The following is a 26,486-nucleotide window of genomic DNA, read 5'->3' on the forward strand; positions in this document are numbered from 1 at the left end:
GTGTCCACGCCGACGCACTGCCCCTACTGCGCGCTCCAGTGCGCCCAGACGCTCCACCCGGTCGCGGACGCCCCGCTGCCGGTGCGCGTCGACGCGCGCGACTTCCCCACGAACCGGGGCGGGATGTGCCAGAAGGGGTGGAGCTCGGCCGAGGTGCTGCGCGCCCCCGACCGCCTGACGACGCCGCTCGTGCGTCGCGGCGGTCGGGGCTCGCCGCTCGAGCCGGCCACGTGGGACGAGGCGCTCGACCTCGTCCACGCCCGGCTCGCCGCGCTCCAGGAGGAGCACGGCCGCGAGTCCGTCGCCGTCTTCGGCGGCGGGGGCCTGACCAACGAGAAGGCCTACGCCCTGGGCAAGTTCGCTCGCGTCGTCCTGCGCACCCCCTTCATCGACTACAACGGCCGGTTCTGCATGTCGTCGGCCGCGGCGGGCGCCAACCGCACCCTCGGCGTCGACCGCGGGCTCGCCTTCCCGCTGGGCGACCTCGGGGGAGCGGACGCCGTCCTCGTCGTCGGCTCCAACCCCGCGGCCACGATGCCCCCGCTCGTCCAGCACCTCGCCGGGGCGCGCTCGCGCGGCGGGCTCGTCCTCGTCGACCCGCGTCGTTCCGCCACCGCGAAGCTCACCGACGACGGCGCCGGCGTGCACCTCGCGCCGGTGCCCGGCACCGACCTCGTCGTCCTGCTCGCCCTCACCCACGTCCTCGTCGACGAGGGCCTGACGGACGACGCCTACCTCGCCTCGATGACGACCGGCTGGGACGCCGTGCGGGCCTCGGTCTCGCGCTGGTGGCCCGAGCGGGCCGAGGCCGTCTGCGGCATCCCCGCCGACACCCTCCGCCGCGTCGCCCGGCTGCTCGCCGCCGCCGCCCCCGTCCACGGCGGCCGGGGCGCGTACGTGCTCACCGGCCGCGGGATGGAGCAGTCCACCCAGGGCACCGACGGCGTCTCGGCCGCGATCAACCTCGCGCTGGCCCTCGGGCTCGTCGGCCGGGTCGGCTCGGGCTACGGGCCGCTCACCGGGCAGGGCAACGGCCAGGGCGGGCGCGAGCACGGCCTGAAGTCCGACCAGCTGCCCGGCTACCGGATGATCGCCGACCCCGCCGCGCGCGCCCACGTCGCCGCCGTCTGGGGCGTCGACCCCGACTCCCTGCCCGGCCCCGGCGTCCCCGCGGTCGAGCTGCTCCGCCGCCTCGGCACCGACGGGGGCCCGCGCGCCCTGCTCGTGCACGGCGCCAACCCGGCCGTCTCGGCCCCCAACGTCTCCGAGGTCCGTACGGCCCTGGCCCGCCTCGACCTCCTCGTCGTCGCCGACGTCGTCCCCTCCGAGACCGCCCTGATGGCCGACGTCGTCCTGCCCGTGACCCAGTGGGCCGAGGAGGAGGGCACGATGACCACGCTCGAGGGCCGCGTCATCCGCCGCCGGCGGGCCGTGGACGCGCCCGGCGAGGTCCGCACCGAGCTGTGGGTGTGGGCCGAGCTGGCCCGCCGCTTCGGCGTGGTCGGCGGTTTTCCCGTCGACGCCCGCGAGGTCTTCGACGAGCTCGCCCGCGCCTCCGCCGGGGGGCGTGCCGACTACTCGGCCATCACCTACGACCGGCTCGACGCGGGGGAGGCCCTGTTCTGGCCGTGCTCCGCCGCCGCCCCCGAGGGCACGCCGCGCCTCTTCCTCGACGGGTTCCCCACGGCCGACGGCCGGGCCCACGCGGTCGCCGTCGACCACCGCGGCCCGGCCGACGACGTCAGCGCCGAGCGCCCCGTGCACCTCGTCACCGGGCGGGTGCTGCACCACTACCAGTCGGGGGCGCAGACCCGCCGCGTCGCCGAGCTCGTCGAGGCGGTCCCCGCACCGGTCGTCGAGCTGCACCCGCTCCTCGCCGCCGATCTCGGTGTGGCACAGGGCGACCCGGTGCGGGTCACCTCGGCCCGAGGAAGCATGGTCGCCGATGCCAGCGTCACCGACGGCATCCGCCCTGACACCGTGTTCCTGCCCTTCCACTGGGCCGGCGAGCTGAGCGCCAACCTCCTCACCAACGACGCGACCGACCCCGTCTCCGGCATGCCCGAGTTCAAGGTCTGCGCCGTGCGGGTCGAGCGTGCGCAGCCCGCCGCCGCACTCACCCCCGACCTCTCCCTCCAGGAGGTGCCCGCATGAGGCACGTCGTCGTCATCGGCCACGGGATGGTCGGTGCCCGCTTCACCGAGCTGCTCGTCGAGGCCGAGCAGCGGGTGCGCGTCACGGTGCTCGGCAAGGAGCCCGTCGAGGCGTACAACCGCGTCCTGCTCTCCAGCGTCGTCGCCGGGTCGAAGAGTCCCGAGGTGCTCGGGCTCGCCGGCCCGTGGCACCCGCGGGTGAAGGTCCTCACCGGCGTCGGCGCCGCCTCGATCGACCGCGACCGCAAGGTCGTCGTCGACGACCGGGGGGACGAGCACCGCTACGACGAGCTCGTCCTCGCCACCGGCTCGGCGGCGCGGGTGCCCGGCATCCAGGGCGTCGCCTACGACGAGGGGCTCGTCGGGGGCGTGTTCGTCCTCAAGGACATGGCCGACGCGACCGGCATCGTCGAGGCCGCGGGCCAGGCGCGACGGGCGGTCGTCCTCGGTGCCGGCGTGCTCGGCGTGGAGGTCGCGACCGGGCTGGCCAAGCGTGGCCTGAGCGTCCGCATCGTCCACCTCGCCGACCGCCTGATGGAGCGCCAGCTCGGCTGGGAGGCGTCACAGGTCGCCATCAGCAGCCTCGAGCGGCTCGGCATCACCACCCACGTCGGCGCGTCGGTGGTCGGGGTCAACACCCGGCGCGGCCGGCTCGAATCCATCCGCTTCGCCGACGGCGTCGAGGCCGCGGCCGACCTGTTCGTCATGTGCTGCGGCACCGTCGCCGAGACGATGCTCGCGCGCCGCTGCGGCCTCACCGTCGACCGGGGCGTCGTCGTCACCGACGACCTCGCCAGCCCCGACGACCCGCACGTGCACGCCATCGGTGACTGTGCCCAACCGGCCTCCGGGGCAACGGGACTCGTCGCCCAGGGTTGGCAACAGGCCGCGGCGCTCGTCGCGACGCTCGCCCCCGGTGCCGCCACCACGGGCGCCGGCCCCGCCACCCACGACGTCGTGCGGGTCAAGGCGTCCGGGATGTCGATGGTGAGCATGGGCGTCTGCGGCGACTTCGACCGCGACGACCCCCGCTACCGGGTGCTCTCCCTCAAGGACCCCGAGCGCGGGCGGTACGTGGAGGTCGTCGTCTCCGGCGGGCACCTCGTCGGCGCCACCTGCATCGGCGACGCCGAGGTCGCCGCCACCCTCTCGGCCCTCTACACCCGCGCGCTCCCAGTGCCCGACGACCCCGCGCTCCTCATGGTGCGGGCCCTCGCCGGTGGCGGGGCCAGCGCTGCCGCCCGGCGCCCCGAGGAGCTCGAGGACGCCGACCGCGTCTGCACGTGCAACAGCGTGACGGCCGGCCGGATCCGCGACGCCGTGCGCGGCGGGTGCACCACGGCGACGCAGGTGGCCACCGCCACCCGCGCGAGCACCGGCTGCGGCGACTGCCGCGGCGTCGTCGAGGCCCTCGTGGCCGCCACCCCGCAGGACAGCACGACCCCGACCGACCAGCAGGACCAGACCCTCGTCAGGAGCGCGTCATGACCGAGCACGTCGTCGTCATCGGTGGGGGCATGGTCGCCCACCGCTTCGTGGAGGCCCTGCGCGCCCGGGACACCGAGGGCGCCCACCGGGTCACCGTCGTTGCCGAGGAGTCCCGGGCGCCCTACGACCGGGTGGGCCTGAGCGCCTTCTTCTCCGGCTCGACGCCCGAGGACCTCCTCCTCGGCGACGCCGGGATGTGGGAGGACGAGCGGGTCGACCTGCGCCTGGGCGCCGGCGCCACCGCCGTGGACCGCGACGCCCGCACCGTGACCGTCGCCGACGGCTCGACCCTCGCCTACGACCACCTCGTCCTCGCCACGGGCTCCTACGCCTGGGTGCCGCCGGTGCCGGGCGCCGACGCCACCGGGGTGTTCGTCTACCGCACCATCGACGACGTGGTGGCCCTCCAGGACTGGGTGCGCGGTCGCGCGGTCGCGCTCGGTCGCCCGGTCCGCGGGGTCGTCGTCGGTGGTGGCCTGCTCGGTCTCGAGGCCGCGGGCGCGCTCGTCGGGCTCGACGCCCACACCACCGTCGTGGAGTTCGCCCCGCGCCTCATGGCCCTCCAGGTCGACGAGGGGGGCGGGCACGCGCTGCGCCGCATCATCGAGGGGATGGGCGTCGACGTCCGCGTGGGCGCCGGGTCCGAGTCTGTGTCGCTCGGCGCCGACGGCCGGGTCGCCGGGCTGCGCGTCGCCGGTGACGAGGCCGACCTGCCGGCCGACGTCGTCGTCTTCGCCACCGGGGTGCGGCCGCGCGACGAGCTCGCCGCCCCCGCCGGCCTGGCCACCGGCCCGCGCGGCGGCGTCGTCGTCGACGAGGGCTGCCGCACCGACGACCCGCGCGTGTACGCGGTCGGCGAGGTGGCCTGCATCGAGGGTCGCTGCCTCGGCCTCGTCGCCCCCGGCTACACGATGGCCGAGGTGGCGGTCGACCGGATCCTCGGCGGCGACGCCACCTTCCCCGGCGCCGACCTGTCGACCAAGCTCAAGCTCCTCGGCGTCGACGTCGCCTCCTTCGGTGACGCCTTCGCCACCACCCCCGGCGCCCTCGAGCTGGTCCACTCCGACCCGGTCTCGGGCGTCTACAAGAAGCTCGTCGTCACCGACGACGCGCGCACGCTGCTCGGCGGCATCCTCGTCGGCGACGCCTCGGCCTACGCCAGCCTGCGCCCGATGGTCGGCGCCGAGCTCGGCAGCGACCCGGGCCTGTGGCTGCTCCCCGAGAACGCCGGTGCCGAGCGTCCCCAGGTCGAGCTGCCGGACGCGGCCGCGGTCTGCTCGTGCAACAACGTCACCGCGGGGGCCGTCCGCTGCGCGGTGACCGAGCAGGGGTGCCACGACGTCGGGTCCGTCAAGGCCTGCACCCGCGCCGGCACGTCCTGCGGCTCGTGCATCCCGCTCGTCAAGAAGCTCATGGGCGCCGAGATGGCCAAGGCCGGCCTCGCCGTCTCGACCGCGATGTGCGAGCACGTGGCGATGTCGCGGGCCGAGCTGTACACCGCGGTCCAGGTGACCGGGCTACGGACCTTCAGCGACATCATCGAGCGCTTCGGCACGGGCCGCGGCTGCGACATCTGCAAGCCGGTCATCGCGTCGGTCCTCGCCAGCCTCTACGACGAGCACGTCCTCGCCGACGACCGGGCCGCCCTGCAGGACACCAACGACCGCGTCATGGCCAACCTCCAGAAGGACGGCACCTACTCGGTCGTCCCGCGCGTGCCCGGCGGTGAGATCCTGCCCGAGCAGCTCATCCTCATCGGCGAGATCGCCCAGGACTACGGCCTCTACACGAAGATCACCGGAGGCCAGCGGATCGACCTCTTCGGCGCCCGGCTCGAGCAGCTGCCGGCCATCTGGCAGCGGCTCGTCGACGGCGGCATGGAGTCCGGCCACGCCTACGGCAAGTCGCTGCGCACGGTGAAGTCGTGCGTCGGGTCGTCGTGGTGCCGGTTCGGCGTGCAGGACTCGGTGGGGATGGCCGTCCTCCTCGAGCTGCGCTACCGCGGCCTGCGCAGCCCCCACAAGCTCAAGCTCGGCGTCTCCGGGTGTGCCCGCGAGTGCGCCGAGGCGCGCGGCAAGGACGTCGGCCTCATCGCCACCGACAAGGGCTGGAACGTCTACGTCGGCGGCAACGGCGGCTTCACCCCGCGCCACGCCGAGCTGCTCGTCGAGGACGTCGACGACGACACCGCCATCCGGCTCGTCGACCGCTACCTCATGTACTACGTCCGCACCGCCGACCGGCTGCAGCGCACGGCCCCCTGGCAGCAGGACCACGAGGGCGGCCTGGACCGCATCCGCGCGATCGTCGTCGACGACGTCCTCGGCATCGCCGCCGACCTCGACGAGCAGATGGCGCGCCACGTGGACTCCTACGAGGACGAGTGGGCCGCCGTGCTGCGCGACCCCGTGCGGCTGCGCCAGTTCGCCTCGTTCGTCAACGCCCCCGACACGGCCGACCCCACGCTCTCCTACGTCACGGAGCGCGGCCAGCGCCGCCCGGCGACCGAGGCCGAGCGTGCGGCCGGGCTCGCCTCTCCCGGTCCCGTCCTCATCGCCCCCACCACCCTGGAGGTCCGCTCATGACCGCCGTCGCCGACCGCACGACCCGCCTCGACCTGTGCGCGGTCCTCGACCTCACCCCCGAGCTGGGGGTGGCCGCCCTCGTCGACGGCCGCCAGGTCGCGGTGTTCCTCCTCGCCGACGGGCGGGTGTTCGCCGTCGACAACGTCTGCCCCTTCTCCGGGGCGGCGGTGATGTCGCGCGGCATCACCGGCTCGCGGGGGGAGGTGCCGACCATCGCCTCGCCCGTGCACAAGCAGGTGTTCTCGCTCGAGGACGGCCGGTGCCTCGACACGCTCGACAAGTCGCCCCGCCCCGGGTTTGGACCCGACTTGGCGACCTACGCCGTGACGGTCGACGATGGACGGGTGACCATCGACCTGTCGACGGCGTGACGTCCACGTGACGACCCTCGTCGGCCTGGACCTCAGCGGTCGCCGAGTGCTCGTCGTCGGCGCCGGGGTCATCGGCATGCGCCGGACCCGCCGCCTCCTCCAGGACGGCGCCCTGGTCGTCCTCGTCGACCCGACCCCGTCCGATGACGCGCGCCGGCTCGCGAGCCACGGCGACGCCGAGCTCGTGGAGCGCGCGGTGGTGGAGGCCGACCTCGACGACGCGTGGTTCGTCGTGGCCGCGACGGCCGACCCCGCGGTGAACGCGCAGGTCGCGGGCTGGGCGGCGGCGCGACGCACCTGGTGCGTCAACGCCTCCGACCGCCGTGACGGCTCGGCCCGGATGGCGGCCGCCAGCACCCACGGCGACCTCACCCTCGGCGTGGTGTCGGTGGGTGACGCCGACCCGCGGCGGGCCGCTGCGGTGCGCGACGCGCTGGCCGTGCACGTGGCGTCCGGGGAGGTCGACCTGCGGCGTCGCCGGGTGCGGCGAGGGCGCGTGGTGCTGGTCGGCAGCGGCCCGGGGGACCCGGGGCTGGTGCCGCTCGCCGGGCTCGAGGCCCTGGCCACCGCCGACGTCGTCGTCACCGACCGGCTCGGCGCGACCCCGCTGCTGGAGCGGCTGCCCGCCGACGTCGAGGTCGTCAACGTCGGCAAGAGCCCGACCAACCACCCCGTGCCGCAGGACGAGATCAACGCGATCCTCGTCGACCGCGCCCTCAAGGGCCTCACCGTCGTCCGCTTCAAGGGCGGCGACCCGTACGTGTTCGGCCGAGGGGGCGAGGAGGTCCACGCCTGCCGTCGCGCCGGGGTCGAGGTGTCGGTCGTGCCGGGCATCACCTCGGCGTTCTCGGTGCCGGCGCTGGCGGGCATCCCGGTGACCCAGCGCGGCGTGTCGACCTCGGTGCACGTCAGCTCCGGGCACGTCGGGGCCGATGCCGCGACCCTCGCCGCGCTCACGGCCGGCGCCACCGTCGTCCTGCTCATGGCGGTCTCCGCGCTGCCCGACATCTGCGCCGCCGCCGTCGGGGCCGGGGTCGACGCCGACCTCCCCGTGGCGATGGTCGAGCACGGCTCGACGACCCGCGAGCGCGTCACCCGCGCGACCGTCGGCACCGCCGGGGGAGTGGCGCAGCGCGAGGGCGTGAAGCCGCCGGCCATCATCGTCATCGGGGCCGTGGCGGCCGAGGGCTTCCTCGACGACCCGGTGTGCGCGACGACCTCCGGGGGCTCGGATGAGTGAGGCGGTGGCCATGGGGGCGCGGGCGGTGGCCCCGGGCGGGCCGGTGCTCGCGGGCTGCACGATCGCCGTCACGGCCGACCGCCGGTTCAAGGAGCTCGCGGCCGCGCTGGAACGGCGCGGCGCCATCATCGAGCACGCACCCGCGCTGGAGGTCGTGCCGCACCTCGACGACCTCAGCCTGGTCGACCGCACGCGGGAGGTCCTGGAGAACCCGCCGGACGTGGTGGTCGCCACGACGGGCATCGGGTTCCGTGGGTGGGTGGAGGCGGCGGACGCCGCGGGGCTCGCCGAGGACCTCCTCGCCGTCTTCGCCGACGCCCGGCTCATCGCCCGCGGACCCAAGGCGCGCGGCGCCATCGAGGCCGCCGGGCTGACCGCCGACTGGGTCGCGCAGTCGGAGACCGCCGCGGAGATCCAGCAGTTCCTCCTCGCCGAGGGTGTGGCCGGGCTGCGGATCGCCGTGCAGCACCACGGCAGCGGCGCCGACGGGCTCGACGAGGCCTTCGCCGAGGCGGGTGCCTCGATCACGTCGGTCGTCGTCTACAGCTGGGGTCCGAGCGACCCGGAGGTGCTGCGCGACTCGGTGCAGCGCACCGCCGACGGGCTCGTCGACGCCGTGGTGTTCACCTCGGCGCCCGGGGTCGTCGCCTGGCTCGGGGCCGCCGAGGGTGGTGACCTGCGCGCCATCCGCCGCCGCAACCTCGGCGGTCGGCTCGTGCTGGCCACCGTCGGGCCGATCACGGCCGCTCCGCTCATCGAGGCCGGGCTGTCGCCCCTCGTCCCCGGCCGCTGGCGGCTCGGGGCGCTGGTGCGCGAGCTCGTCACCCACTACGCCGAGCAGCCGGTCCTCGAGACCGTGGCCGGGGGTCTCGCGGTGCGGGCCCGGGTCGCGGTGCTCGACGGGCGCCCCCTGCCGCTGGGTCCGGCCGGCGTGGCCGTGCTCGCCGAGCTGGCGGCCGCGCGCGGTGGTGTGGTGCCGCGCGAGCGCCTCCAGCTGCTGCTGCCCGGCGGGTCGGTCGACGGCCACGCCGTGGACACCGCCATCGCCCGGGTGCGCGAGGCGTGCGGCTCGAAGGACCTCGTGCGCACCGTCGTCAAGCGCGGCTACGCCCTGGCCCTGGCCGACCCGTCGTGAGCCCACACTCCCAACCGCCCGCGCTCGTCGTCTGCGCCCACGGGACGCGGGACCCGGCCGGTCGGGCCGCGGTGCGCGCCGTCGTCGACGAGGTCGCCGCGCTGCTCCCGGAGGTGGCCGTGCACGAGGCGTTCGTCGACGTCCACAGCCCGTTCGTGGCCGACGTCGTGGCCGGGCTGCCGTCGGGGGAGCCGCTGTCCGGGGTGGTCGTGCCGCTGCTGCTGGCCGGCGGGTTCCACGTGCACGTCGACATCGCGCAGGCCGTCGCCGCCCGGACCGACGTCGTGGCCACCCCGGCGCTGGGCCCGGACGACCGGCTCGTCGACGTCGTCCTCGACCGGTTGCTTGTCTCGGGTGCGCCCGCGGGGGGTGTCGTCGTCCTCGCGCCCGCCGGGTCGAGCGACGAGCGGGCCCAGGCCGACAGCGCCGAGGTCGCGGGGCGGGTGGCCCGACGGTGGGGTGCGCCGGTCCTGCTCGCCTACGCGGCCGGACCGCAGCCCGCCGTCGCCGATGCGGTCCGCGAGGCGCAGGAAGCCGGTGGGGGAGCCCCGGTCACCGTGGCGTCATACCTCCTGGCGCCCGGCTTCTTCCAGGGCCGCCTGGAGACCAGCGGCGCCGACGTCGTCACCGGCCCGGTGCTGCCGGATCCGCGCGTCGCCGAGATCGTCATCGACCGCTACCGCGCCGCCGTCTCGGCCGCGGGCTAGCCCCAGCCGGCGAGGCGCAGGAGGGCGGCCACCGCCGCCGCAGCGAGCACGACGACGAGGAAGTTCGCCCGCAGCACGAGCAGGACCACCGCCACCGCGACGGCGACGATGCGCGCGTCGAGGACGATCGCCCCGCCCTCGCCGCCGACCGCCTGGACGACGACCAGCGCGGCCAGCAGGGCCACGGGGAGCAAGGTCGTGATGCGCGAGGTGCGCTCTCCCGCAAGCAGGTTCGCCGGGACGAGGTAGCCCGCCACCTTGAGGACGAGGCACGCGGCGCAGGCGACCAGGACGGCCAGCCACATCGTCATGGCGTGGGGTCCGATCCGGGCAGGGTGCCGTCGCGACCCTCGAGCGGGCCCTCGTGGCGACCCGCGTGGCGCAGCCCGACGACGAGCGCCGCCACCGTCGCGAGGATGACGGGGATGCCGGCGGGCAGGTACGGCGAGGTGAGCAGCGCGACGAACGCGGCGAGGACCGCCGTGGCCGTGGCGTCGCGGCTCTTCAGGCGTGGCCAGAGCAGGGCGATGAAGGCGGCCGCCGCCGCGGCATCCAGGCCGAGCCGGCGGGGGTCGCCGAGCGCGTTGCCGAGGACCGAGCCGACGAGGGTCGAGAGGTTCCACAGGGTGAAGACCGCGATCCCCGTCTGCCAGAACCCGAGTCGCTGCGCGGCGGGTTCCTTCTGGGCGATGCCGACCGCGGTCGACTCGTCGATCGTCAGCTGTGCGGCACCGAGGCGGCGCAGCCCGGTGACCTGGAGGAAGCGGGCCGTCTGCAGCCCGTAGAGCCCGTTGCGGATGCCGAGCATCGCCGCGGTGGCCACCGCGGCCGGTGCGGCGGCGAGCCCGCCGGCGCCGACGATGCCGACGAACGCGAACTGCGAGCCGCCGGTGAACATCACGAGCGAGAGGACCTGCGCCTGCCAGACGTCGAGGCCGGCGGCCACGGCGAGGGCGCCGAACGAGATGCCGTACGCGCCGGTGGCGACCCCGACGGACCACGCCTGGCGCACGACCTCGCCGCGGCGGTCGTCCGACAGCACGGCGTCGGTGGTCATGGGCCGGTGTCGGTGGGGGCGTCGCCCTCGCCGAGGTGCGCCCGCAGGCGGACCTCGCGCAGGGTGTCGCCGTCGGGGGAGACGACGCGGTCGCGGTAGGCGCCGTCGGGGGCGAACCCGGAGGCGGTGAGGAACGCCCGGCCGGGCTCGTCGTCGGCGAGCACCCACAGGGCCACGGCGTCGGCCCCGGCCTCGCGCAGGATGTCGACGGTGGCGTTGAGCAGGCGCGACCCGTGGCCCTGGCGACGGGCGTCCGGGTGGACGCCGAGGACGGTGACCTCGCCCCACGCGGGCTCGGCGTCGGGGTCCTGGGACGGGCCGACCGCGGCCAGGCCGACGACCTGGTCACCGGCGCACGCCACCATCAGCCGGTGGATGCCGCCCGGAGGGGCGGTGAGGCTCTCGCGCCACGTGCGGGCGAACGCGTCGGGCTCGAACAGGGCGACGACCTCGTCGGGGACGCGCCCGGCGTAGGCCTCGCGGAAGACCGTGGCCTGCACCATCCCGACGGCGGGGGCGTCGTTCGGGCGGGCGCGGCGGACGCTGGCGTCGGCGAGGGGACCGCCGGCCGGCTCGTGCGGGTGCCCGTGGTCGTGCCCCGCGTGGTCGTGGCCGGAGGGGTCGTGGCCGGAGTGGTCGTGGTCGTGGGTCGACATCAGTGGCCCTGGAAGATCGGGTCGCGGCGCTCGGTGAACGCGCGACGGCCCTCGGTGAGGTCGTCGCTGCCCCAGGCGCGCGCGAACGCGGCCTCGTAGCGGGCGATCTCGGCGAGGTCGTCGTGGCGGGCGTCGAAGCCGACCTTGGAGCCGGCCTGGCTCAGCGGCGCCAGCGCGGCGGCCCGGGTGGCCAGTGCCTGCGCGTCGGCGAGGTCGCCGCGCACCTGGGCGGCACCGAGGCGCCACGCGTCGTCGGCGGTGAGGACGGTGCCGGTGAGGACCATGAGCCGGGCCGCGCCCTCGCCCCAGACGCGGGTGACGCGGTCGATCGTCCAGTGGTCGACCATGAGGCCGAGCCGGGCGACGGGCACGGCGAAGCGGGCGCCGTCGGCGACGACGCGCACGTCGCAGGCGACGGACAGCTGCATCCCCAGGCCCATGCACGACCCGTCGACGGCGGCGACCGTGACCACCGGCACCGCCGCGAGGTGCTCGAGGACCTCGGCCAGGCGTGCGGTGAACGAGACGTCCTCGAGCTCGACGAGGTCGGCCCCGGAGCAGAAGTGCCCGTCGGCGCCGGTGAGGACGAGGGCGCGGGCGCCGTCGTCGAGGGCCCTCACGACCGCGCGGTGCAGGTCGTCGAGGGTCTCGAGGTCGAGGGCGTTGCGCCGGTGGGTGCGGTCGATCGTGATCGTCGCGACGCGGTCGGCGAGGTGGGAGTGGATCGGCACCCTGTGGACCCTACCGAGCGGCCGCCGGGTCGCGCCCGTCCGCCCGTGTCTGCCCCGCGGGCTGCGTCCGCCGTGGCGCTGCTTCGTGGGTAGGGTCGAACCGACGACGTTCCCGTTCGCGAAGGAGAAGTTGGATGGCCACCACCCGCACCGCGTCCGCCCACTGGGAGGGCTCCCTCATGGAGGGGTCCGGCCAGGTCTCGCTCGAGTCCTCGGGCGTCGGCACCTTCGACGTCAACTGGCCCGCGCGCGCCGAGGCGCCGGGCGGCGTGACCAGCCCCGAGGAGCTCATCGCCGCTGCGCACTCCACGTGCTTCTCGATGGCGCTCTCGCACGGCCTCGCGCAGGCCGGCACGCCCCCCACGACGATCGACACCACCGCCGACGTCACCTTCCAGCCCGGCACCGGCATCACCGGCATCGTGCTCAAGGTCGTCGGCGCGGTGCCCGGCCTCACTGCCGAGCAGTTCCAGGAGGCGGCCGAGGGCGCCAAGGCGAACTGCCCCGTGAGCCAGGCCCTCTCGGTGCCGATCTCCCTCGAGGTCCAGTTCGACGGCTGAGCCCCCCTCAGCCACAGCTGCACCGGACGTGGGTGAGAAGAGTCGCCATGGCGATCCTTCTCACCCACGTGGCGTTGGTGGGGGCGGCCGGCTGTCGGTGCCTCGTGGTCGGATGACGACGTGGCCGCTTCGCTGTCCCCTCGCCTGAAGGCCGTGCTCGACGGCATCCCCCTGCGCCCCGGGCTGCGGGTGCTCGAGCTCGGGGGAGCGCCCGGCGCCCTGGCCCGAGAGCTCGCGGCCGCGGTGGCCCCGGGTGGGCACGTGCTCGTCGTCGACCGGTCGGAGCGGGGCATCGCCCTGACGGAAGCGGCCTGCGCCGAGCAGGTCGCGGCCGGTCTGCTCTCCACCCGGTGCGTCGCCGCCGAGGACCTGCGGCTCGAGCCCGACGAGCGGCGCTACGACGTCGTCGTCGCCAACCGGGTCGGCGCCCTCGACGGCCGCCACCCGGGAACCGGTCGGCGCCTGATGGAGCGGCTGCGCGACGTGGCGCAGCCCGACGCCGTGCTCTGGGTCGACGGCGAGCCGCGCGACATCACCTGAGCCGCGACGCCTCAGCCGCGGTCGTAGACGACGCGCGACCAGCCGTCGTGCGCCTCGCGCGAGGTCTCGTGCCACTGCGAGCGGTCCCACCGCGGGAACCAGGTGTCGCCCTCGGGCTCGGCGTCGACCTCGGTGAGCACGAGCCGGTGCGCGAACGGCAGCGCCTCGGCGTAGACCTGCGCGCCACCCGCGACGAACACCTCGTCGGCCGGCCCGGAGAGCGCGATCGCCTCAGGGAACGAGTGGGCCGTCTCGACCCCGGGGTGGTGCCACGACGCGTCGCGCGTCACCACCACGGTCCGACGCCCCGGCAGGGCGCGCCCGATGGAGTCGAAGGTCCGGCGCCCCATGACGAGCGTGTGGCCCATCGTCGTCGCCTTGAAGTGCGCGAGCTCCTCGGGCAGGTGCCACGGCATGCCGCCGTCCAGGCCGATGACGCCGTTGCGGGCGACCGCGGCGATGAGCGAGATGGTGGTCACGGGATCGTCCTGCGTCAGACCGCGATCGGGGCCTTGATGGCGGGGTGCGCCTCGTACCCGACGAGCTCGAAGTCCTCGAGGTCGTAGGCGTCGATCGACTCGCGCGGCGTGATCCGCATCGTCGGCAGGGGATGCGGCGTGCGGGTGAGCTGCAGCTGCGCCTGCTCGAGGTGGTTGGAGTACAGGTGCGCGTCGCCGAGGGTGTGCACGAAGTGGCCCGGCCGCAGCTCGGTGAGCTGCGCGACCATCATCGTCAGCAGGGCGTAGGAGGCGATGTTGAACGGGACGCCGAGGAAGATGTCGGCGCTGCGCTGGTAGAGCTGGCAGTCGAGGAAGGCGGGGCCGCCGTCGGCGGCCGGCCGCACGTAGAACTGGAAGAGGGCGTGGCACGGCGGCAGGGCCATGTCGTCGACGTCGGCGACGTTCCAGGCCGAGACGATGTGCCGCCGCGAGTCGGGGTTGGTGCGGATCGCCTCGATGACCTTCGCGACCTGGTCGACCTGCCGGCCGTCGGGGGTGGGCCACGAGCGCCACTGGTGCCCGTAGACCGGCCCGAGGTCACCGAGGTCGTCGGCCCACTCGTCCCAGATGGAGATGCCCCGCTCCTGCAGCCAGCGCACGTTGGTGTCGCCGCGCAGGAACCACAGCAGCTCGCCGATGATCGAGCGCAGGTGCAGCTTCTTGGTCGTGACGACGGGGAACCCCTCGGCGAGGTCGAAGCGCATCTGGTACCCGAACACGCTGCGCGTCCCGGTGCCGGTGCGGTCGGCCTTGTCGACGCCGCTCGTCATCACGTGGTCGAGGAGGTCGAGGTACTGGCGCACGGGTCCAGCGTAGGCCCGGGCTCCCACGCACAGCGGCAGGCACGGGGCCCCGGTCCCGGCTCGGTAGGCTGTCGGCATGTCCTCCTCCCCGTTCGGCCGTGTCCTCACCGCGATGGTGACCCCCATGTCACCCGACGGCGAGGTCGACGAGAAGGGCACCGACGCGCTCGTCGACCACCTGCTCGAGACCGGCCACGACGGCCTCGTCGTCAACGGCACCACCGGCGAGGCGAGCACGCTCACCGACGACGAGAGCATCGCGACGGTGCAGCGCGTCAAGCAGCGCGCCGGCGACCGCGCCGTCGTGGTCGCCGGGGTCGGCTCCAACGACACGCGCCACGCCGTGCACATGGCGCGCCGCGCGGCCGAGGTCGGCGCCGACGCACTCCTCCTCGTCTCGCCGTACTACAACAAGCCCACCCAGGCCGGGCTCGTCGCGCACTGCCACGCGGTCGCCGACGCCACCGAGCTGCCCGTGATGCTCTACGACATCCCCGGCCGCACGGGCATCCCGTTCCAGCACGACACCCTCGTCGCGCTCGCCGAGCACCCGCGCATCGTCGCGGTCAAGGACGCCAAGGGCGACTTGGCCGCCTCCACCAAGGCCATCGCCGCCACCGACCTGCTCTGGTTCAGCGGTGAGGACGCCCTGACCCTGCCGCTGCTCGCGATCGGCGCCGTCGGCACCGTCTCCGTCGTCGGCCACGTCGCCGGCGCCCACTACCGGGCGATGGTCGAGGCGGTCGACCGCGGCGACCTCACCGAGGCCCGCCGCATCAACGAGGCGCTACTGCCCGTCGTCGACGCGATCATGACGCCCTCGCAGGGCGCCATCATGGCCAAGGCCGCGCTCGTCGAGCTCGGCGTCATCGAGTCGGCCGCGGTACGGCTGCCACTCGTGGAGAGTCCGCCGGAGCACCTCGCCGCCCTGCGCTCCGCCCTCTCGACGCTGCCCACCCGATGAGCCACCCGCACCCCGAGCTCGAGCTGCCCGGCCCCCTGAAGGACGGTGGCGTCCGCGTCGTCGCCCTCGGCGGTCTCGGCGAGGTCGGCCGGAACATGACGGTCATCGAGCACCGCGGCCAGCTGCTCGTCATCGACTGTGGCGTCCTCTTCCCGGACGACCACCACCCCGGCATCGACCTGATCCTCCCGGACTTCGAGTACATCAAGGACCGGCTCGACGACATCCAGGCGATCGTGCTCACGCACGGGCACGAGGACCACATCGGCGCGGTGCCCTACCTCCTGCGCCTGCGCAAGGACATCCCCCTCGTCGGCTCCACGCTGACCCTCGCGCTCATCGAGGCCAAGCTCAAGGAGCACCGCATCACCCCCTACACGCTCGGCGTGAAGGAGGGCGACCGCGAGCGCCTGGGCCACTTCGACTGCGAGTTCGTCGCGGTCAACCACTCCATCCCCGACGCGCTGGCCGTGGCCGTGCGGACCTCCGGCGGCACGCTGCTGCACACCGGCGACTTCAAGATGGACCAGCTCCCGCTGGACAACCGGCTCACCGACCTGCGGGCCTTCGCGCGGCTGGGTGAGGAGGGGGTCGACCTCTTCCTCACCGACTCCACCAACGCCGAGGTCCCCGGCTTCACCACGCCCGAGCGGGAGATCTCGCCGGCGATCGACAAGGTGTTCCGCCACGCCGAGCGCCGCATCATCGTCGCCTGCTTCTCCTCGCACGTGCACCGGGTCCAGCAGGTCCTCGACGCCGCCGAGAAGGCCGGCCGCAAGGTCGCGATGGTCGGGCGCTCGATGGTCCGCAACATGGGCATCGCCGCCGACCTCGGCTACCTGCACGTCCCGCCGGGCGTGCTCGTCGACGTCAAGAAGCTCGACAACCTGCGCGACGACCAGGTCGTCCTCATCTGCACCGGGTCACAGGGCGAACCGATGGCGGCCCTGTCGCGCATGGCCAACCGCGACCACCGCATCGACGTCGGCGAGGGCGACACCGTCCTCATGGCGTCCTCGCTCATCCCGGGCAACGAGAACGCGGTCTACCGCGTCATCAACGGCCTGATGCGCCTGGGCGCCACCGTCGTGCACAAGGGCAACGCCAAGGTGCACGTGTCCGGCCACGCCAGCGCCGGCGAGCTCCTCTACTGCTACAACATCGTCAAGCCGCGCAACGTCATGCCGGTGCACGGTGAGTGGCGCCACCTCGTGGCCAATGCCGACCTGGCCGTCGCCACCGGCGTGCCGCGCGAGAACGTCGTCGTCGCCGAGGACGGCGTGGTCGTCGACCTCGTCGACGGCCGGGCCCGGATCACCGGCGCGGTGCCGTGCGGCTACGTCTACGTCGACGGCTCGTCGGTGGGCGAGGCCGACGAGGCCCTGCTCAAGGACCGCCGCATCCTGCGCGACGAGGGCTTCATCTCGGTCATCGTCGTCGTCGACTCGATGACGGGCAAGGTCATCGCCGGGCCGGAGATCACCGCGCGCGGGTTCGTCGAGGACGAGGTCGTCTTCGACGACGTCATGCCGCAGCTGGTCAAGGCCCTCGACGAGGCCACCGCCGGCGGCATCACCGACACCTACCAGCTCCAGCAGGTCATCCGGCGCTCGGTCGGGGGATGGGTCGGGCGCAAGATCCGGCGCCGTCCGATGATCATCCCGATGGTCGTCGAGGCCTGATCCGCGGTGCGCTAGCACCACCTCGGACCGCTCGCAAATCGAGCGGGGGGTGTCTGCATGGCCAATCTTTGCCATTCCTTGACCATTGGTCCGGGGGTGTCCGAATCTGTCTGTGACTGGTGTGACCTGCGAGTCCGTTGATCACGGTTGTGACTCATGAGGCTCCACAGGTGGCACCATCCGGCCAAATGATGGTAAAGGGCTGACACGAAGGTATGGAGTTCGTAAAGTTCTCGTCAGCGGAGGTCAAAGTTCAGGCCTCGACGTGAGCTCCGAGCAGGGGTGCTGACGTCGCCCGGTGCATCTGGCCGCAGGGGGTCGGGTGCACCGGGAACGCCGCTCGGGGGGAGCGGATGGGGGAGAGCCGGTCGATCCGGCGGGTCCCGCCACCGTGTCGCCACCGTCCGGCACCGGCTCGTCGTGCCGCACCCGTCACGCCGTGGGCCCCGGCGGCAGCGGCGCCCACGCGCACGAAACAGGCCGCGCCGGGCCGCGTGTGACGCGTGAGTCCCGTGTGACTCTCCCGTAGCCTGCGAGCATGGCGACTCGCACGTCCTCCTCGGCGCGCGGCCGGTCCTCCACGACCCGGCCCGCATCCCGCCGCGCGCCCGCGAAGCGCACCTCGACCTCGCGCAAGCCCCGCTCGGGCGGCCTGCCGCTGCCGCTGCGCGCGGTCCAGAGCACGTGGATGGGCCTGGCACACGCCACCGGCGCCGTCGCCCGCAAGGTCGGCGACACCGGGCGCGACCTCGAGCCCGAGCACCGCCGCGACGGGCTCGGCCTGCTGTTCGTGGCGCTGGCCGTCGTCGTCGCCGCCCGCGAGTGGTGGGGGATGCCCGGGCCCGTGGGCACCGTCGTGCACGCCGTCGTCGCCGGCACCTTCGGCCGGGTCGGCTACGCCGTGCCCCTGGTCCTGCTCGCCGTCGGCATCCACCTGCTGCGCGCCCCCAAGGAGGAGAGCGCGAGCTCGCGCCTCCTCGTCGGCACCACCGCACTGGCCTTCTCCGCGTGCGGCCTGGCCCACGTGGCCGCCCACATCCCCACGCCCCCGGAGGGTGCCGAGGCGATGCGCGCGGCCGGCGGCATCATCGGCTTCCTCGCCTCGAGCCCGCTCGAGGCCGCGGTGTCGGTCTACGGCACCGTCCCGCTCCTGCTGCTCCTGGGCCTGTTCGGCATCCTCGTCGTCACGGCGACGCCGCTGCACCAGGTCCCCGACCGCCTCAGCGCCCTCCTGGCCCGCCTCACCGGCCACGCGCCCACCGAGGCCGAGCCGGTCGCCGAGCCCACGACGCCGCGCCGCCGCCGCACCCGCGCCGAGCTCGAGGCCGACGCCCTCACCGACGACGAGGCCTTCGAGCAGGCCGCGCTCGTCGACCCCGTCACGGGCCGACGCCTGCGCCCGGGGCAGAAGCGCCCCGCGCCGGTTCCCACGCCCGCCGGTGCCGACGCCACCGCCCCCACCGGCCCGGCCGCCCGCGGCCCCGTCCCCGAGAAGGCCCAGCTCGAGGCGCCGCCCACGACGCCGCTGCCGCAGCGCGTCGAGCAGCTCTCGCTCGCCGGCGACATCACCTACACCCTCCCGGACTCCGCAGTCCTCGAGCCCGGGAGCCCGCACAAGGCCCGCAGCGCCGCCAACGACCGCGTCGTCGACTCGCTGACCCAGGTCCTCGACCAGTTCGAGATCGACGCCCAGGTCACCGGGTTCAGCCGCGGCCCCACCGTCACGCGCTACGAGGTCGAGCTCGGCCCCGGCATCAAGGTCGAGCGGGTCACCGCGCTGAGCAAGAACATCGCGTACGCCGTCGCCAGCGCCGACGTCCGCATCCTCAGCCCGATCCCCGGCAAGTCGGCCATCGGCATCGAGATCCCCAACACCGACCGCGAGAAGGTCAGCCTCGGCGACGTCCTGCGCAGCCAGGTCGCCCGCGGCACCGACCACCCGATGGTCATGGGCGTCGGCAAGGACGTCGAGGGCGGCTACGTCATCGCCAACCTCGCGAAGATGCCGCACCTCCTCGTCGCGGGTGCCACGGGCGCCGGCAAGTCGAGCTTCGTCAACTCGATGATCACCTCGATCCTCATGCGCTCCACCCCCGACGAGGTCCGCATGGTCCTCGTCGACCCCAAGCGCGTCGAGCTCACCGCGTACGAGGGCATCCCGCACCTCATCACCCCGATCATCACGAACCCGAAGAAGGCCGCCGAGGCCCTCCAGTGGGTCGTGCGCGAGATGGACACCCGCTACGACGACCTCGCCGCGTTCGGGTTCAAGCACGTCGACGAGTTCAACAAGGCGGTCAAGGCGGGCAAGGTCAAGCCGCTGCCCGGCTCGGAGCGGGTCATCTCGCCCTACCCCTACCTCCTCGTCGTCGTCGACGAGCTCGCCGACCTGATGATGGTGGCGCCGCGCGACGTCGAGGAGTCGATCGTCCGCATCACCCAGCTCGCCCGCGCCGCCGGCATCCACCTGGTCCTGGCGACGCAGCGACCGTCGGTCGACGTCGTCACCGGACTGATCAAGGCCAACGTCCCCTCGCGGATGGCGTTCGCGACCTCCTCGCTCGCCGACAGCCGCGTCGTCCTCGACCAGCCGGGCGCCGAGAAGCTCATCGGCCAGGGTGACGCCCTCTTCCTCCCGATGGGCGCGAGCAAGCCGATGCGCGTGCAGGGCGCCTGGGTCACCGAGTCCGAGATCCACGCGGTCGTCAAGCACGTCACCGACCAGCTCAAGCCGCGCTACCGGGACGACGTCACCGTGGTGGCGCCCAAGAAGCAGGTCGACGACGACATCGGCGACGACCTCGACCTCCTGCTCCAGGCCACCGAGCTCGTCGTGACCACGCAGTTCGGCTCGACCTCGATGCTCCAGCGCAAGCTGCGCGTCGGGTTCGCCAAGGCCGGCCGGCTCATGGACCTCCTCGAGAGTCGCGGTGTGGTGGGGCCGTCCGAGGGCAGCAAGGCACGCGACGTCCTCGTCAAGCCCGACGACCTCGCGATGACGCTCGCGCTGCTGCGTGGCGACGACATCCCGGAGTCGCTCGACCAGCCCTACGACGACCGGGCACCCGCCGCGCCGGCTGCGGTCACCGACCAGTCCACGGACGACACCTCCGAGGTCCCGGTCGTGCGCGGCTACGGCGGCGACGCCGTGGCCGACGACCTCGCCCGCTACGCCCCGGCCGTCGAGTACGGCGACGACGCCGACGACGAGGGCAGCGAGGACGCCTGGTCGCTCACCGACCACCGCTGAGGTGCTCGGCCCTCCCGGCCGGCACCCGGCGGGGAGGGTGGGCTCAGGCCTGGGTGGCCCCGCCGACGGCGGAGGCACGCAGGTGCTCGCGCAGCTCGTCGACGAAGGCGAGGACGTCCTCCTGGCCCTGGACCGGTCCGCCGGCGAGGTGGCCGTCGGTGCCGAGGAGGACCGCGCCCGGGGTGGCGACCTCGAAGGCCAGCCGCGCGATGCTGAAGGGGTCGAACCACGCCTGGCCCTGCAGCACCTCGAGGCTCGCGATGAGCGAGGTCTCGTCACCCTGGATGACGGCCTTGACGACGAGCGGCTCGAGCTCCGCCGCCCACCCGGGCACGAGCGGGCCGATCGCCATGCAGCTCCCGCAGCCGGGGGAGAGGAACACGAGCAGGTGCGCGCCGTACTTCGCCCGCTCCGAGAGCAGGGCGACCTTGCCGTCCTCGGTGATGACCTGGGCGCGCGGGATGGGGGTGCGCACGTACTCGCCGTCGGCGTCGGTGAGCGGGTCGGTCCCGGGGGCGGCCTCGGCCGACCGGTGCGTGACGAGGACGGCCGCGAGCACCGTGAGGGCCGCCAGCGCGAGGAGGGCCCACGTCGACCCGTCGTCGAGGACGAGGACGAGCCCGACCCCGGTGAGGCCGGCGTACACCGCCAGCAGCGCGGCGGCGACGAGGACCACGTTGCGCCACACGGTGACCCGCGTGACCCGGTCGTCACCCAGGGCGCCGAAGCAGCCGCAGTCGACCGGCTCGGGTCGGCGCACGGCCCGCGCCACGAGGACGAGGTAGGCGAGGAAGAGCAGGAGCGTCACGGTGGCGGCGAGGGCCAGGAGGATGCCGCTCGTGACGAGCAGGGCCGCCCCGAGCAGCACCTCCGCCCACGGCACCACGCGACGGACCAGGCTGCCGGACAGCGGCGCCGGGACCTCGAGCGAGGTGAAGGCGCGGTCGACCGACGCGGGGTCGCGCAGCTTGGCCACGCCGCTGACGAGCAGCACGACGGCGCAGGTGAGGACCGGCAGGAGGAGCGGGCTCGGCATACCCGCATTGTGCGGCACCCGCGCCTACAGTGTGGCCATGACGTCGACCTGGGAGGACCTCCGGGAGCCCCCGTCACGATCCGCCAGGTGGAGGGCGACCCTGCGCAAGCAGCCGTCGGCGTTCCTCCTCGGGGTGCAGGTGCTCGTCATCCTGCTGCTCCCGTTCCTCGAGAGCGCCGAGGGGGGCCGGGCGATCATCTCGCTGCTCAGCCTCTCCGCGCTCGTCATCGCGGTCTTCACGGTGCGCAGCACGCCGGCCCTCACCTGGCTGTCGGCCACGCTCGCCCTGCCCGCGGCGACCCTGGAGGTGTGGAGCTTCTTCACCGACGAGCGGCTCGTCCTCGCACTCGCCCACACGGCCCTGGCGCTCTTCTACTTCTACACGGCGTACGCGCTCATCTCGTACATGTTCGAGGACTACTGGGTCACCAAGGACGAGCTGTTCGCCGTCGGCGCCTGCTTCACCGTGCTGATGTTCGCCTTCGCCTACGTCTACCTCGCGGTGCAGGAGTTCTGGCTCGGCTCGTTCACCTCGTTCACCGGGCCGGGGCAGCGCACCCTGCTCGAGCTGCTCTACTACTCGGCCGCCAACCTCACGAGCGTCGGCCTGTCCGACGTCGTCCCGATCAAGCCGCAGGCGCGCGCCATCGGCACGCTCGAGCAGCTCGGTGGCGTCATGTACGTGGCGATGGTCATCTCCCGCCTCGTCGCGCTCACCGTCATGAGAGCCCGCCAGTAGCGGTCTCCGGCCCGTCGAGGTCCTCGATGCGCGCCAGGCCCGGTCCGCGCGTCGCCGCGATCTCGCCCGCCCGCTGCTCCGCCTCTCCGAGGACGCGCAGCGCGTTGCCGCTCGTCAGGGCCGAGAGGTCGGCGTCGCTCCAGCCGCGGTCGGCCAGCGCGGCCAGCAGGCGCGGGTAGCCGCTGACGTCCTCGAGGCCGTCGGGCAGGACGTCGACGCCGTCGTAGTCGCCGCCGAGACCGATGTGCTCGATGCCGGCCACCTCGCGGACGTGCTCGCAGTGGGCGACCACGTCGTCGACGGTGGCCGAGGGGCGCGGGCTCTCCCGCTGGTACTCGGTGACGAAGAGGTCGTACGCGTCCTCGTCGGCGGCGTCGACCCCGGCGAGGAGCGCGGCGTCCTTGGCCTCCAGGCCCCACTCCCGCACGATCGGCGAGACGAACGACGGGACGAAGGTGACCATGCAGACGCCCCCGTTGCCGGCCAGCCGCTCCAGGACGTCGTCGGGCACGTTGCGCGGGTGGTCGCACACGGCCCGGGCCGAGGAGTGCGAGAACACGACCGGGGCCTGCGTGGTGTCGAGGGCGGCGCGCATCGTGTCGGGGGAGACGTGCGAGAGGTCGACGAGCATCCCGAGGCGGTTCATCTCGCGCACGACCTCGCGGCCGAAGGGCGACAGGCCGCCGAGCACCGGCTCGTCGGTGGCCGAGTCGGCCCAGGGGACGTTGTCGTTGTGGGTCAGCGTCATGTACCGCACCCCGAGGGCGTGCAGCATCCGCAGCGCGCCGAGCGAGGAGTCGATGCTGTGCCCGCCCTCCGCGCCGATGAGGCTGGCGATGCGGCCGCCCGCGACGGCGGCCTCCACCTCGGCCCGGGTCGTGGCCAGCACGAGGTGGTCGGCGTAGCGGGCGGTCATGGCGTGCACGGCGTCGACCTGCTCGAGGGTGGCGGTGACCGCCGCGTCGCCCTGGAGGGTCGAGGGGACGTACACCGACCAGAACTGGGCGCCCACGCCGCCCTCGCGCAGCCGCGGCAGGTCGGTGTGGGTCGGCTGCCCGGCGACCGCGATGTCGAGGCGGTCCCAGTCGTAGCGGACCCGTTCGCGGGCCTCCCACGGGAGGTCGTTGTGGCCGTCGAGGACGGGGTGCTCGGCGAGGAGGGCGTGGATCCGGGACAGCGTGTCGGCAGCCATGGCGCGACCCTACCGAGCGGGGTGCGGGCGGGGTCTCCCCGCGCAACTAGAGTGCAGGGCATGGTCAGCCCCTCGAGCCGCGGCAGCGTCGCCCTCGTCACCCTCGGGTGCACGCGCAACGAGGTGGACTCCGAGGAGCTCGCCGGACGGCTCGCCTCCGAGGGGTGGACCCTCGTCGACGACGCGGCCGACGCCGACGTCGCGGTGGTCAACACCTGCGGGTTCGTCGAGCAGGCCAAGAAGGACTCCATCGACACCATCCTCGAGGCCTCCGACCTCAAGGCGACCGGCCGCACCCGCGCCGTCGTCGCCGTCGGCTGCCTCGCCGAGCGGTACGGCCAGACCCTCGCCGACGAGCTGCCCGACGCCGACGCCGTGCTCGGCTTCGACTCCTACCGCGACATGAGCACGCACCTGCGCGCCATCCTCGATGGCGAGAAGGTCGCCTCCCACGTGCCCTCGGACCGGCGGCGCCTCCTGCCGCTGTCGCCCGTCGAGCGGTCCGGCGCCAGCGCCGGGGTCGCCCTCCCGGGGCACGGCGACGGCGAGGAGGTCTTCGTCCGGGCCCGCCTCGACGCCCGCCCGTGGGCGCCGCTGAAGATCGCCAGCGGCTGCGACCGCCGCTGCTCGTTCTGCGCCATCCCGATGTTCCGCGGCTCGTTCGTCTCGCGCCGCCCCACCGAAGTCCTCGCCGAGGCCCGCTGGCTGGCCGCCGAGGGCGTCAGCGAGCTGTTCCTCGCGAGCGAGAACTCCACGTCGTACGGCAAGGACCTCGGCGACCTCGCGCTGCTCGAGAAGCTGCTCCCCGAGCTCACCGCCATCGAGGGCATCGACCGGGTCCGTGTCTCCTACCTCCAGCCGGCCGAGGTGCGCCCCGGGCTGCTCGAGGCCATCGCCGCCACCCCCGGCGTCATGCCCTGGTACGACCTGTCGTTCCAGCACGCCGCGCCCGCCCTGCTGCGCCGGATGCGCCGCTTCGGCGGCACCGACGCCTTCCTCGAGCTCATCGGGCGGGTCCGCGAGCGCGAGCCGCTCGCCGGCATCCGCAGCAACGTCATCGTCGGCTTCCCGGGGGAGACCGAGGAGGACGTCGCCGAGCTCGAGCGCTTCCTCACCCTCGCGCGCCTCGACGTCGTCGGCGTGTTCGGCTACTCCGACGAGGACGGCACCGAGGCCGAGGAGCTCGACGGCCACCTGCCCGAGGACGTCGTCGCCGCGCGCGTCGAGCGGCTCACCGCCCTCGTCGAGGAGCTGACCTCGCAGCGCGCCGCCGAGCGCGTGGGCGAGCTCGTGGCCGTGCTCGTCGAGGAGCACGACGAGGACGAGCCGGACCTCGCCATCGGGCGCGCCGAGCACCAGGGCCCCGACGTCGACGGGGTCTGCCTCGTGCGCGTGCCGGAGGGCGTCGACCTCCCGGCCGTCGGGTCCGTCGTGCACGGCGTGGTCGTCGACTCGAGCGGGGTCGACCTCGTGGTGGAGGCGCGGTGACCGACAAGCCCGCGCGCCCCGTGCGTCCCGGACCCCTCGCCGAGGGCCGAGCCAGCGACCCCTACCGTTCGGGCATCGACCCGGCCAGCCCGGCGATCCCCACCACGGGCCCCAGCGCCTGGAACATCGCGAACTACCTCACCGTCTTCCGCCTCTTCCTCGTGCCGGTCTTCGGGTGGCTGCTCCTCGTCGACGCGGGGGCGAGCGCCGCGTACCGGTGGGCGGCCTTCGGCGTCTTCGCCGTGGCGATGCTCACCGACCGCATCGACGGCGACCTCGCCCGCAGCCGCAACCTCGTGACCAACTTCGGCAAGGTCGTCGACCCCATCGCCGACAAGGCGCTGGTGACGATGGCGCTCGTCGGGCTCTCAGCCATCGGGGAGGTCTGGTGGTGGGTCACCATCGTCGTCCTCGTGCGCGAGTGGGGGATCACCGCCGTGCGGTTCTGGGTCATCCGGCACGGGGTCATGGCCGCGGGGCGCGGTGGCAAGGTCAAGACCCTGCTCCAGACCTTCGGCATCGGGTTCTTCCTCTGGCCGCGCTCCACCCTGCCGCTGCCGCACCTGTGGGACGCGCTGGCCTGGGGGCTGCTCGGGGCAGCCGTCGTGGTCACGGTCGTCACGGGCGTCGACTACCTCGTCCAGGCGCTGCGGCTGCGCCAGACGAGCGAGCGCGCGGTGCGCAAGCGCGCCGAGCGCGCGGAGCGGGCGCAGCAGCGGGCGGCCCGGGAGGGACGACCGCAGTCGTGACACCGCACCCCGGTGCCGCCGCCGTCGTGCCGGTCCTCGTCGACCTCGGGCTCACCGTGGGCACCGCCGAGTCGCTGACCGGCGGGCTCGTGGCCGCGGCCCTGACGAGCGTGCCGGGGGCCTCGGCCGTCGTGCGGGGCGGCGTCGTCGCGTACGCGAGCGACGTCAAGGCGTCGGTGCTCGGGGTCGACCGTGCCGTGCTCGCGGCCCGGGGTGCGGTGTGCGCGCCGGTGGCCGAGCAGCTGGCGCGGGGCGCGCGGGCGGTGCTGGGCTGCGACGTCGGGCTGTCGACCACGGGCGTGGCGGGTCCCGACCCCGCCGACGGCCGCGCCGTGGGGACGGTGTTCGTGGCGGCGGCCGGTCCGTGGGGAATCCTCGTGGAGGAGCACGCGTTGACCGGCGACCGGGAGCAGGTGCGCGCCGCGAGCGTCGCGGCGGTGCTCGAGCTCCTCGGACGGGCTCTCCACAACCTCCGCGACGGCGTGGGTGGGGAGGGGTACGGTAAGACCCAGCACGAGAGCACCGCTGACGATCGACGAGAGGAGGGGCTGTGATCCTGCTTCGGCACGAGCTCGGAGAGGTCCTGCGCGAGATCCGCCAGGACCAGGGCCGCACGCTGCGCGACGTCGCCTCCACCTCCTCGGTCTCCCTCGGCTACCTCAGCGAGCTCGAGCGCGGCACCAAGGAGGCCTCCTCCGAGCTGCTGTCCGCCGTCTGCGCCGGGCTGGGCCTGCAGCTCTCCGAGGTGCTCGGCCTGGTCCAGGAGCGCGTCGAGCGGGTCGAGACCTTCGCCGCCCCGGTCAGCCTGCCGGTCCCCGCGCGCGAGGCCGACACGGTCTCCGCCTCCGCGGCCTGACGCT

Annotated in this window: 25 protein-coding genes; 17 read left to right on the top strand and 8 right to left on the bottom strand. The window is 74.2% G+C overall.

The window, feature by feature from the left end; all coding sequences use genetic code 11:
- The 7 genes from ACFLFB_RS07790 to ACFLFB_RS07820 are packed head-to-tail and all read left to right on the top strand — an operon-like array spanning position 1 to position 9,679.
- Positions 1 to 2,154 (top strand): molybdopterin oxidoreductase family protein, encoded by a 2,154-nt coding sequence (locus tag ACFLFB_RS07790; protein ID WP_392545142.1) that lies wholly within the window; start codon positions 1 to 3, stop codon positions 2,152 to 2,154.
- Positions 2,151 to 3,641 (top strand): FAD-dependent oxidoreductase, encoded by a 1,491-nt coding sequence (locus tag ACFLFB_RS07795; protein ID WP_392545143.1) that lies wholly within the window; start codon positions 2,151 to 2,153, stop codon positions 3,639 to 3,641. The genes ACFLFB_RS07790 and ACFLFB_RS07795 overlap by 4 nt, the downstream gene beginning before the upstream one ends.
- The gene (nirB, locus tag ACFLFB_RS07800; protein WP_392545144.1) at positions 3,638 to 6,226 is read left to right on the top strand and encodes a nitrite reductase large subunit NirB; all 2,589 of its coding nucleotides are present in this window, start codon (positions 3,638 to 3,640) and stop codon (positions 6,224 to 6,226) included. Before ACFLFB_RS07795 ends, nirB begins: the two co-directional genes overlap by 4 nt.
- Positions 6,223 to 6,597, top strand: a complete 375-nt coding sequence (gene nirD / locus ACFLFB_RS07805) for a nitrite reductase small subunit NirD (protein WP_392545145.1) — start codon at positions 6,223 to 6,225, stop codon at positions 6,595 to 6,597. Before nirB ends, nirD begins: the two co-directional genes overlap by 4 nt.
- A gap of 7 nt (positions 6,598 to 6,604) precedes the next feature.
- The gene (cobA, locus tag ACFLFB_RS07810) at positions 6,605 to 7,837 is read left to right on the top strand and encodes a uroporphyrinogen-III C-methyltransferase (protein WP_392545146.1); all 1,233 of its coding nucleotides are present in this window, start codon (positions 6,605 to 6,607) and stop codon (positions 7,835 to 7,837) included.
- On the top strand, positions 7,830 to 8,972 hold the full coding sequence (locus ACFLFB_RS07815; protein ID WP_392545147.1) for a uroporphyrinogen-III synthase: 1,143 nt from the start codon (positions 7,830 to 7,832) through the stop codon (positions 8,970 to 8,972). The genes cobA and ACFLFB_RS07815 overlap by 8 nt, the downstream gene beginning before the upstream one ends.
- A complete protein-coding gene (locus tag ACFLFB_RS07820; RefSeq protein WP_392545148.1) occupies positions 8,969 to 9,679 on the top strand; it encodes a sirohydrochlorin chelatase in 711 nt (236 codons plus the stop codon). Before ACFLFB_RS07815 ends, ACFLFB_RS07820 begins: the two co-directional genes overlap by 4 nt.
- Here ACFLFB_RS07820 and ACFLFB_RS07825 read toward each other — a convergent pair.
- From ACFLFB_RS07825 to ACFLFB_RS07840, 4 genes are read right to left on the bottom strand one after another with little or no spacing between them, the layout of a single operon-like run.
- Positions 9,676 to 9,990, bottom strand: coding sequence for an AzlD domain-containing protein (locus ACFLFB_RS07825; protein ID WP_392545149.1), 315 nt, complete (start codon positions 9,988 to 9,990; stop codon positions 9,676 to 9,678). The genes ACFLFB_RS07820 and ACFLFB_RS07825 overlap by 4 nt on opposite strands.
- A complete protein-coding gene (locus tag ACFLFB_RS07830; protein ID WP_392545150.1) occupies positions 9,987 to 10,736 on the bottom strand; it encodes an AzlC family ABC transporter permease in 750 nt (249 codons plus the stop codon). Before ACFLFB_RS07830 ends, ACFLFB_RS07825 begins: the two co-directional genes overlap by 4 nt.
- Positions 10,733 to 11,392, bottom strand: a complete 660-nt coding sequence (locus ACFLFB_RS07835) for a GNAT family N-acetyltransferase (RefSeq protein WP_392545151.1) — start codon at positions 11,390 to 11,392, stop codon at positions 10,733 to 10,735. Before ACFLFB_RS07835 ends, ACFLFB_RS07830 begins: the two co-directional genes overlap by 4 nt.
- Positions 11,392 to 12,123, bottom strand: coding sequence for an enoyl-CoA hydratase-related protein (locus tag ACFLFB_RS07840; RefSeq protein WP_392545152.1), 732 nt, complete (start codon positions 12,121 to 12,123; stop codon positions 11,392 to 11,394). Before ACFLFB_RS07840 ends, ACFLFB_RS07835 begins: the two co-directional genes overlap by 1 nt.
- A 134-nt stretch (positions 12,124 to 12,257) precedes the next feature.
- Here ACFLFB_RS07840 and ACFLFB_RS07845 point away from each other — a divergent pair, with 134 nt between their 5' ends.
- Together ACFLFB_RS07845 and ACFLFB_RS07850 are read left to right on the top strand one after the other, a co-directional pair.
- A complete protein-coding gene (locus ACFLFB_RS07845) occupies positions 12,258 to 12,683 on the top strand; it encodes an OsmC family protein (RefSeq protein ID WP_392545153.1) in 426 nt (141 codons plus the stop codon).
- A gap of 120 nt (positions 12,684 to 12,803) precedes the next feature.
- Positions 12,804 to 13,223: an SAM-dependent methyltransferase gene (locus ACFLFB_RS07850; protein WP_392545154.1), complete on the top strand. Its 420-nt coding sequence runs from the start codon at positions 12,804 to 12,806 to the stop codon at positions 13,221 to 13,223.
- An 11-nt stretch (positions 13,224 to 13,234) separates the two neighbouring features.
- On the opposite strand, the gene ACFLFB_RS07855 is transcribed toward ACFLFB_RS07850, so the two are convergent.
- Complete coding sequence (locus ACFLFB_RS07855) at positions 13,235 to 13,702, bottom strand: dihydrofolate reductase (protein ID WP_392545155.1); 468 nt, start codon at positions 13,700 to 13,702, stop codon at positions 13,235 to 13,237.
- A 14-nt stretch (positions 13,703 to 13,716) separates the two neighbouring features.
- Entirely contained in the window at positions 13,717 to 14,526 is an 810-nt protein-coding gene (locus tag ACFLFB_RS07860; protein ID WP_392545156.1) for a thymidylate synthase, read from the bottom strand.
- A 76-nt stretch (positions 14,527 to 14,602) separates the two neighbouring features.
- Between ACFLFB_RS07860 and dapA the strand changes: the two genes are divergently transcribed.
- The 3 genes from dapA to ACFLFB_RS07875 all read left to right on the top strand — a co-directional run bounded on the left by dapA (position 14,603) and on the right by ACFLFB_RS07875 (position 20,422).
- The gene (dapA, locus tag ACFLFB_RS07865) at positions 14,603 to 15,490 is read left to right on the top strand and encodes a 4-hydroxy-tetrahydrodipicolinate synthase (protein ID WP_392545157.1); all 888 of its coding nucleotides are present in this window, start codon (positions 14,603 to 14,605) and stop codon (positions 15,488 to 15,490) included.
- Entirely contained in the window at positions 15,487 to 17,172 is a 1,686-nt protein-coding gene (locus ACFLFB_RS07870; RefSeq protein WP_392545158.1) for a ribonuclease J, read from the top strand. Before dapA ends, ACFLFB_RS07870 begins: the two co-directional genes overlap by 4 nt.
- Before the next feature lie 538 nt (positions 17,173 to 17,710).
- A complete protein-coding gene (locus ACFLFB_RS07875; protein WP_392545159.1) occupies positions 17,711 to 20,422 on the top strand; it encodes a DNA translocase FtsK 4TM domain-containing protein in 2,712 nt (903 codons plus the stop codon).
- A gap of 43 nt (positions 20,423 to 20,465) precedes the next feature.
- Here ACFLFB_RS07875 and ACFLFB_RS07880 read toward each other — a convergent pair whose 3' ends face one another.
- The gene (locus ACFLFB_RS07880; protein WP_392545160.1) at positions 20,466 to 21,458 is read right to left on the bottom strand and encodes a MauE/DoxX family redox-associated membrane protein; all 993 of its coding nucleotides are present in this window, start codon (positions 21,456 to 21,458) and stop codon (positions 20,466 to 20,468) included.
- A 37-nt stretch (positions 21,459 to 21,495) separates the two neighbouring features.
- Between ACFLFB_RS07880 and ACFLFB_RS07885 the strand changes: the two genes are divergently transcribed.
- A complete protein-coding gene (locus ACFLFB_RS07885) occupies positions 21,496 to 22,197 on the top strand; it encodes an ion channel (protein ID WP_392545161.1) in 702 nt (233 codons plus the stop codon).
- Here ACFLFB_RS07885 and ACFLFB_RS07890 read toward each other — a convergent pair.
- Positions 22,178 to 23,389, bottom strand: a complete 1,212-nt coding sequence (locus tag ACFLFB_RS07890) for a dipeptidase (protein WP_392545162.1) — start codon at positions 23,387 to 23,389, stop codon at positions 22,178 to 22,180. The genes ACFLFB_RS07885 and ACFLFB_RS07890 overlap by 20 nt on opposite strands.
- 60 nt (positions 23,390 to 23,449) lie before the next feature.
- On the opposite strand from ACFLFB_RS07890, the gene rimO reads away from it, so the two are divergent.
- The 4 genes from rimO (at position 23,450) to ACFLFB_RS07910 (ending at position 26,482) form a co-directional block, all read left to right on the top strand.
- Positions 23,450 to 24,877: a 30S ribosomal protein S12 methylthiotransferase RimO gene (gene rimO, locus ACFLFB_RS07895; protein WP_392545163.1), complete on the top strand. Its 1,428-nt coding sequence runs from the start codon at positions 23,450 to 23,452 to the stop codon at positions 24,875 to 24,877.
- Between the two features lie 74 nt (positions 24,878 to 24,951).
- Positions 24,952 to 25,626 carry a CDP-diacylglycerol--glycerol-3-phosphate 3-phosphatidyltransferase gene (pgsA, locus tag ACFLFB_RS07900; RefSeq protein ID WP_392545395.1) on the top strand — a complete coding sequence of 225 codons (675 nt, stop codon included), beginning with the start codon at positions 24,952 to 24,954 and terminating at the stop codon, positions 25,624 to 25,626.
- Positions 25,623 to 26,180, top strand: coding sequence for a CinA family protein (locus ACFLFB_RS07905; protein ID WP_392545164.1), 558 nt, complete (start codon positions 25,623 to 25,625; stop codon positions 26,178 to 26,180). The genes pgsA and ACFLFB_RS07905 overlap by 4 nt, the downstream gene beginning before the upstream one ends.
- Entirely contained in the window at positions 26,177 to 26,482 is a 306-nt protein-coding gene (locus tag ACFLFB_RS07910) for a helix-turn-helix domain-containing protein (RefSeq protein ID WP_392545165.1), read from the top strand. The genes ACFLFB_RS07905 and ACFLFB_RS07910 overlap by 4 nt, the downstream gene beginning before the upstream one ends.
- Positions 26,483 to 26,486: the final 4 nt, after the last annotated feature.

The organism is Oryzobacter telluris, assembly GCF_043099285.1.
Taxonomy (GTDB): domain Bacteria; phylum Actinomycetota; class Actinomycetes; order Actinomycetales; family Dermatophilaceae; genus Oryzobacter; species Oryzobacter telluris.

Coding starts and splice junctions, on each gene's coding strand:
- ACFLFB_RS07795 (WP_392545143.1), top strand. CDS start 2,151: ATGAGGCACGTCGTCGTCATCGGCCACGGGATGGTCGGTGCCCGCTTC.
- nirB (WP_392545144.1), top strand. CDS start 3,638: ATGACCGAGCACGTCGTCGTCATCGGTGGGGGCATGGTCGCCCACCGC.
- nirD (WP_392545145.1), top strand. CDS start 6,223: ATGACCGCCGTCGCCGACCGCACGACCCGCCTCGACCTGTGCGCGGTC.
- ACFLFB_RS07815 (WP_392545147.1), top strand. CDS start 7,830: ATGAGTGAGGCGGTGGCCATGGGGGCGCGGGCGGTGGCCCCGGGCGGG.
- ACFLFB_RS07825 (WP_392545149.1), bottom strand. CDS start 9,990: ATGACGATGTGGCTGGCCGTCCTGGTCGCCTGCGCCGCGTGCCTCGTC.
- ACFLFB_RS07830 (WP_392545150.1), bottom strand. CDS start 10,736: ATGACCACCGACGCCGTGCTGTCGGACGACCGCCGCGGCGAGGTCGTG.
- ACFLFB_RS07835 (WP_392545151.1), bottom strand. CDS start 11,392: ATGTCGACCCACGACCACGACCACTCCGGCCACGACCCCTCCGGCCAC.
- ACFLFB_RS07845 (WP_392545153.1), top strand. CDS start 12,258: ATGGCCACCACCCGCACCGCGTCCGCCCACTGGGAGGGCTCCCTCATG.
- dapA (WP_392545157.1), top strand. CDS start 14,603: ATGTCCTCCTCCCCGTTCGGCCGTGTCCTCACCGCGATGGTGACCCCC.
- ACFLFB_RS07870 (WP_392545158.1), top strand. CDS start 15,487: ATGAGCCACCCGCACCCCGAGCTCGAGCTGCCCGGCCCCCTGAAGGAC.
- ACFLFB_RS07875 (WP_392545159.1), top strand. CDS start 17,711: ATGGCGACTCGCACGTCCTCCTCGGCGCGCGGCCGGTCCTCCACGACC.
- ACFLFB_RS07880 (WP_392545160.1), bottom strand. CDS start 21,458: ATGCCGAGCCCGCTCCTCCTGCCGGTCCTCACCTGCGCCGTCGTGCTG.
- ACFLFB_RS07885 (WP_392545161.1), top strand. CDS start 21,496: ATGACGTCGACCTGGGAGGACCTCCGGGAGCCCCCGTCACGATCCGCC.
- ACFLFB_RS07890 (WP_392545162.1), bottom strand. CDS start 23,389: ATGGCTGCCGACACGCTGTCCCGGATCCACGCCCTCCTCGCCGAGCAC.
- rimO (WP_392545163.1), top strand. CDS start 23,450: ATGGTCAGCCCCTCGAGCCGCGGCAGCGTCGCCCTCGTCACCCTCGGG.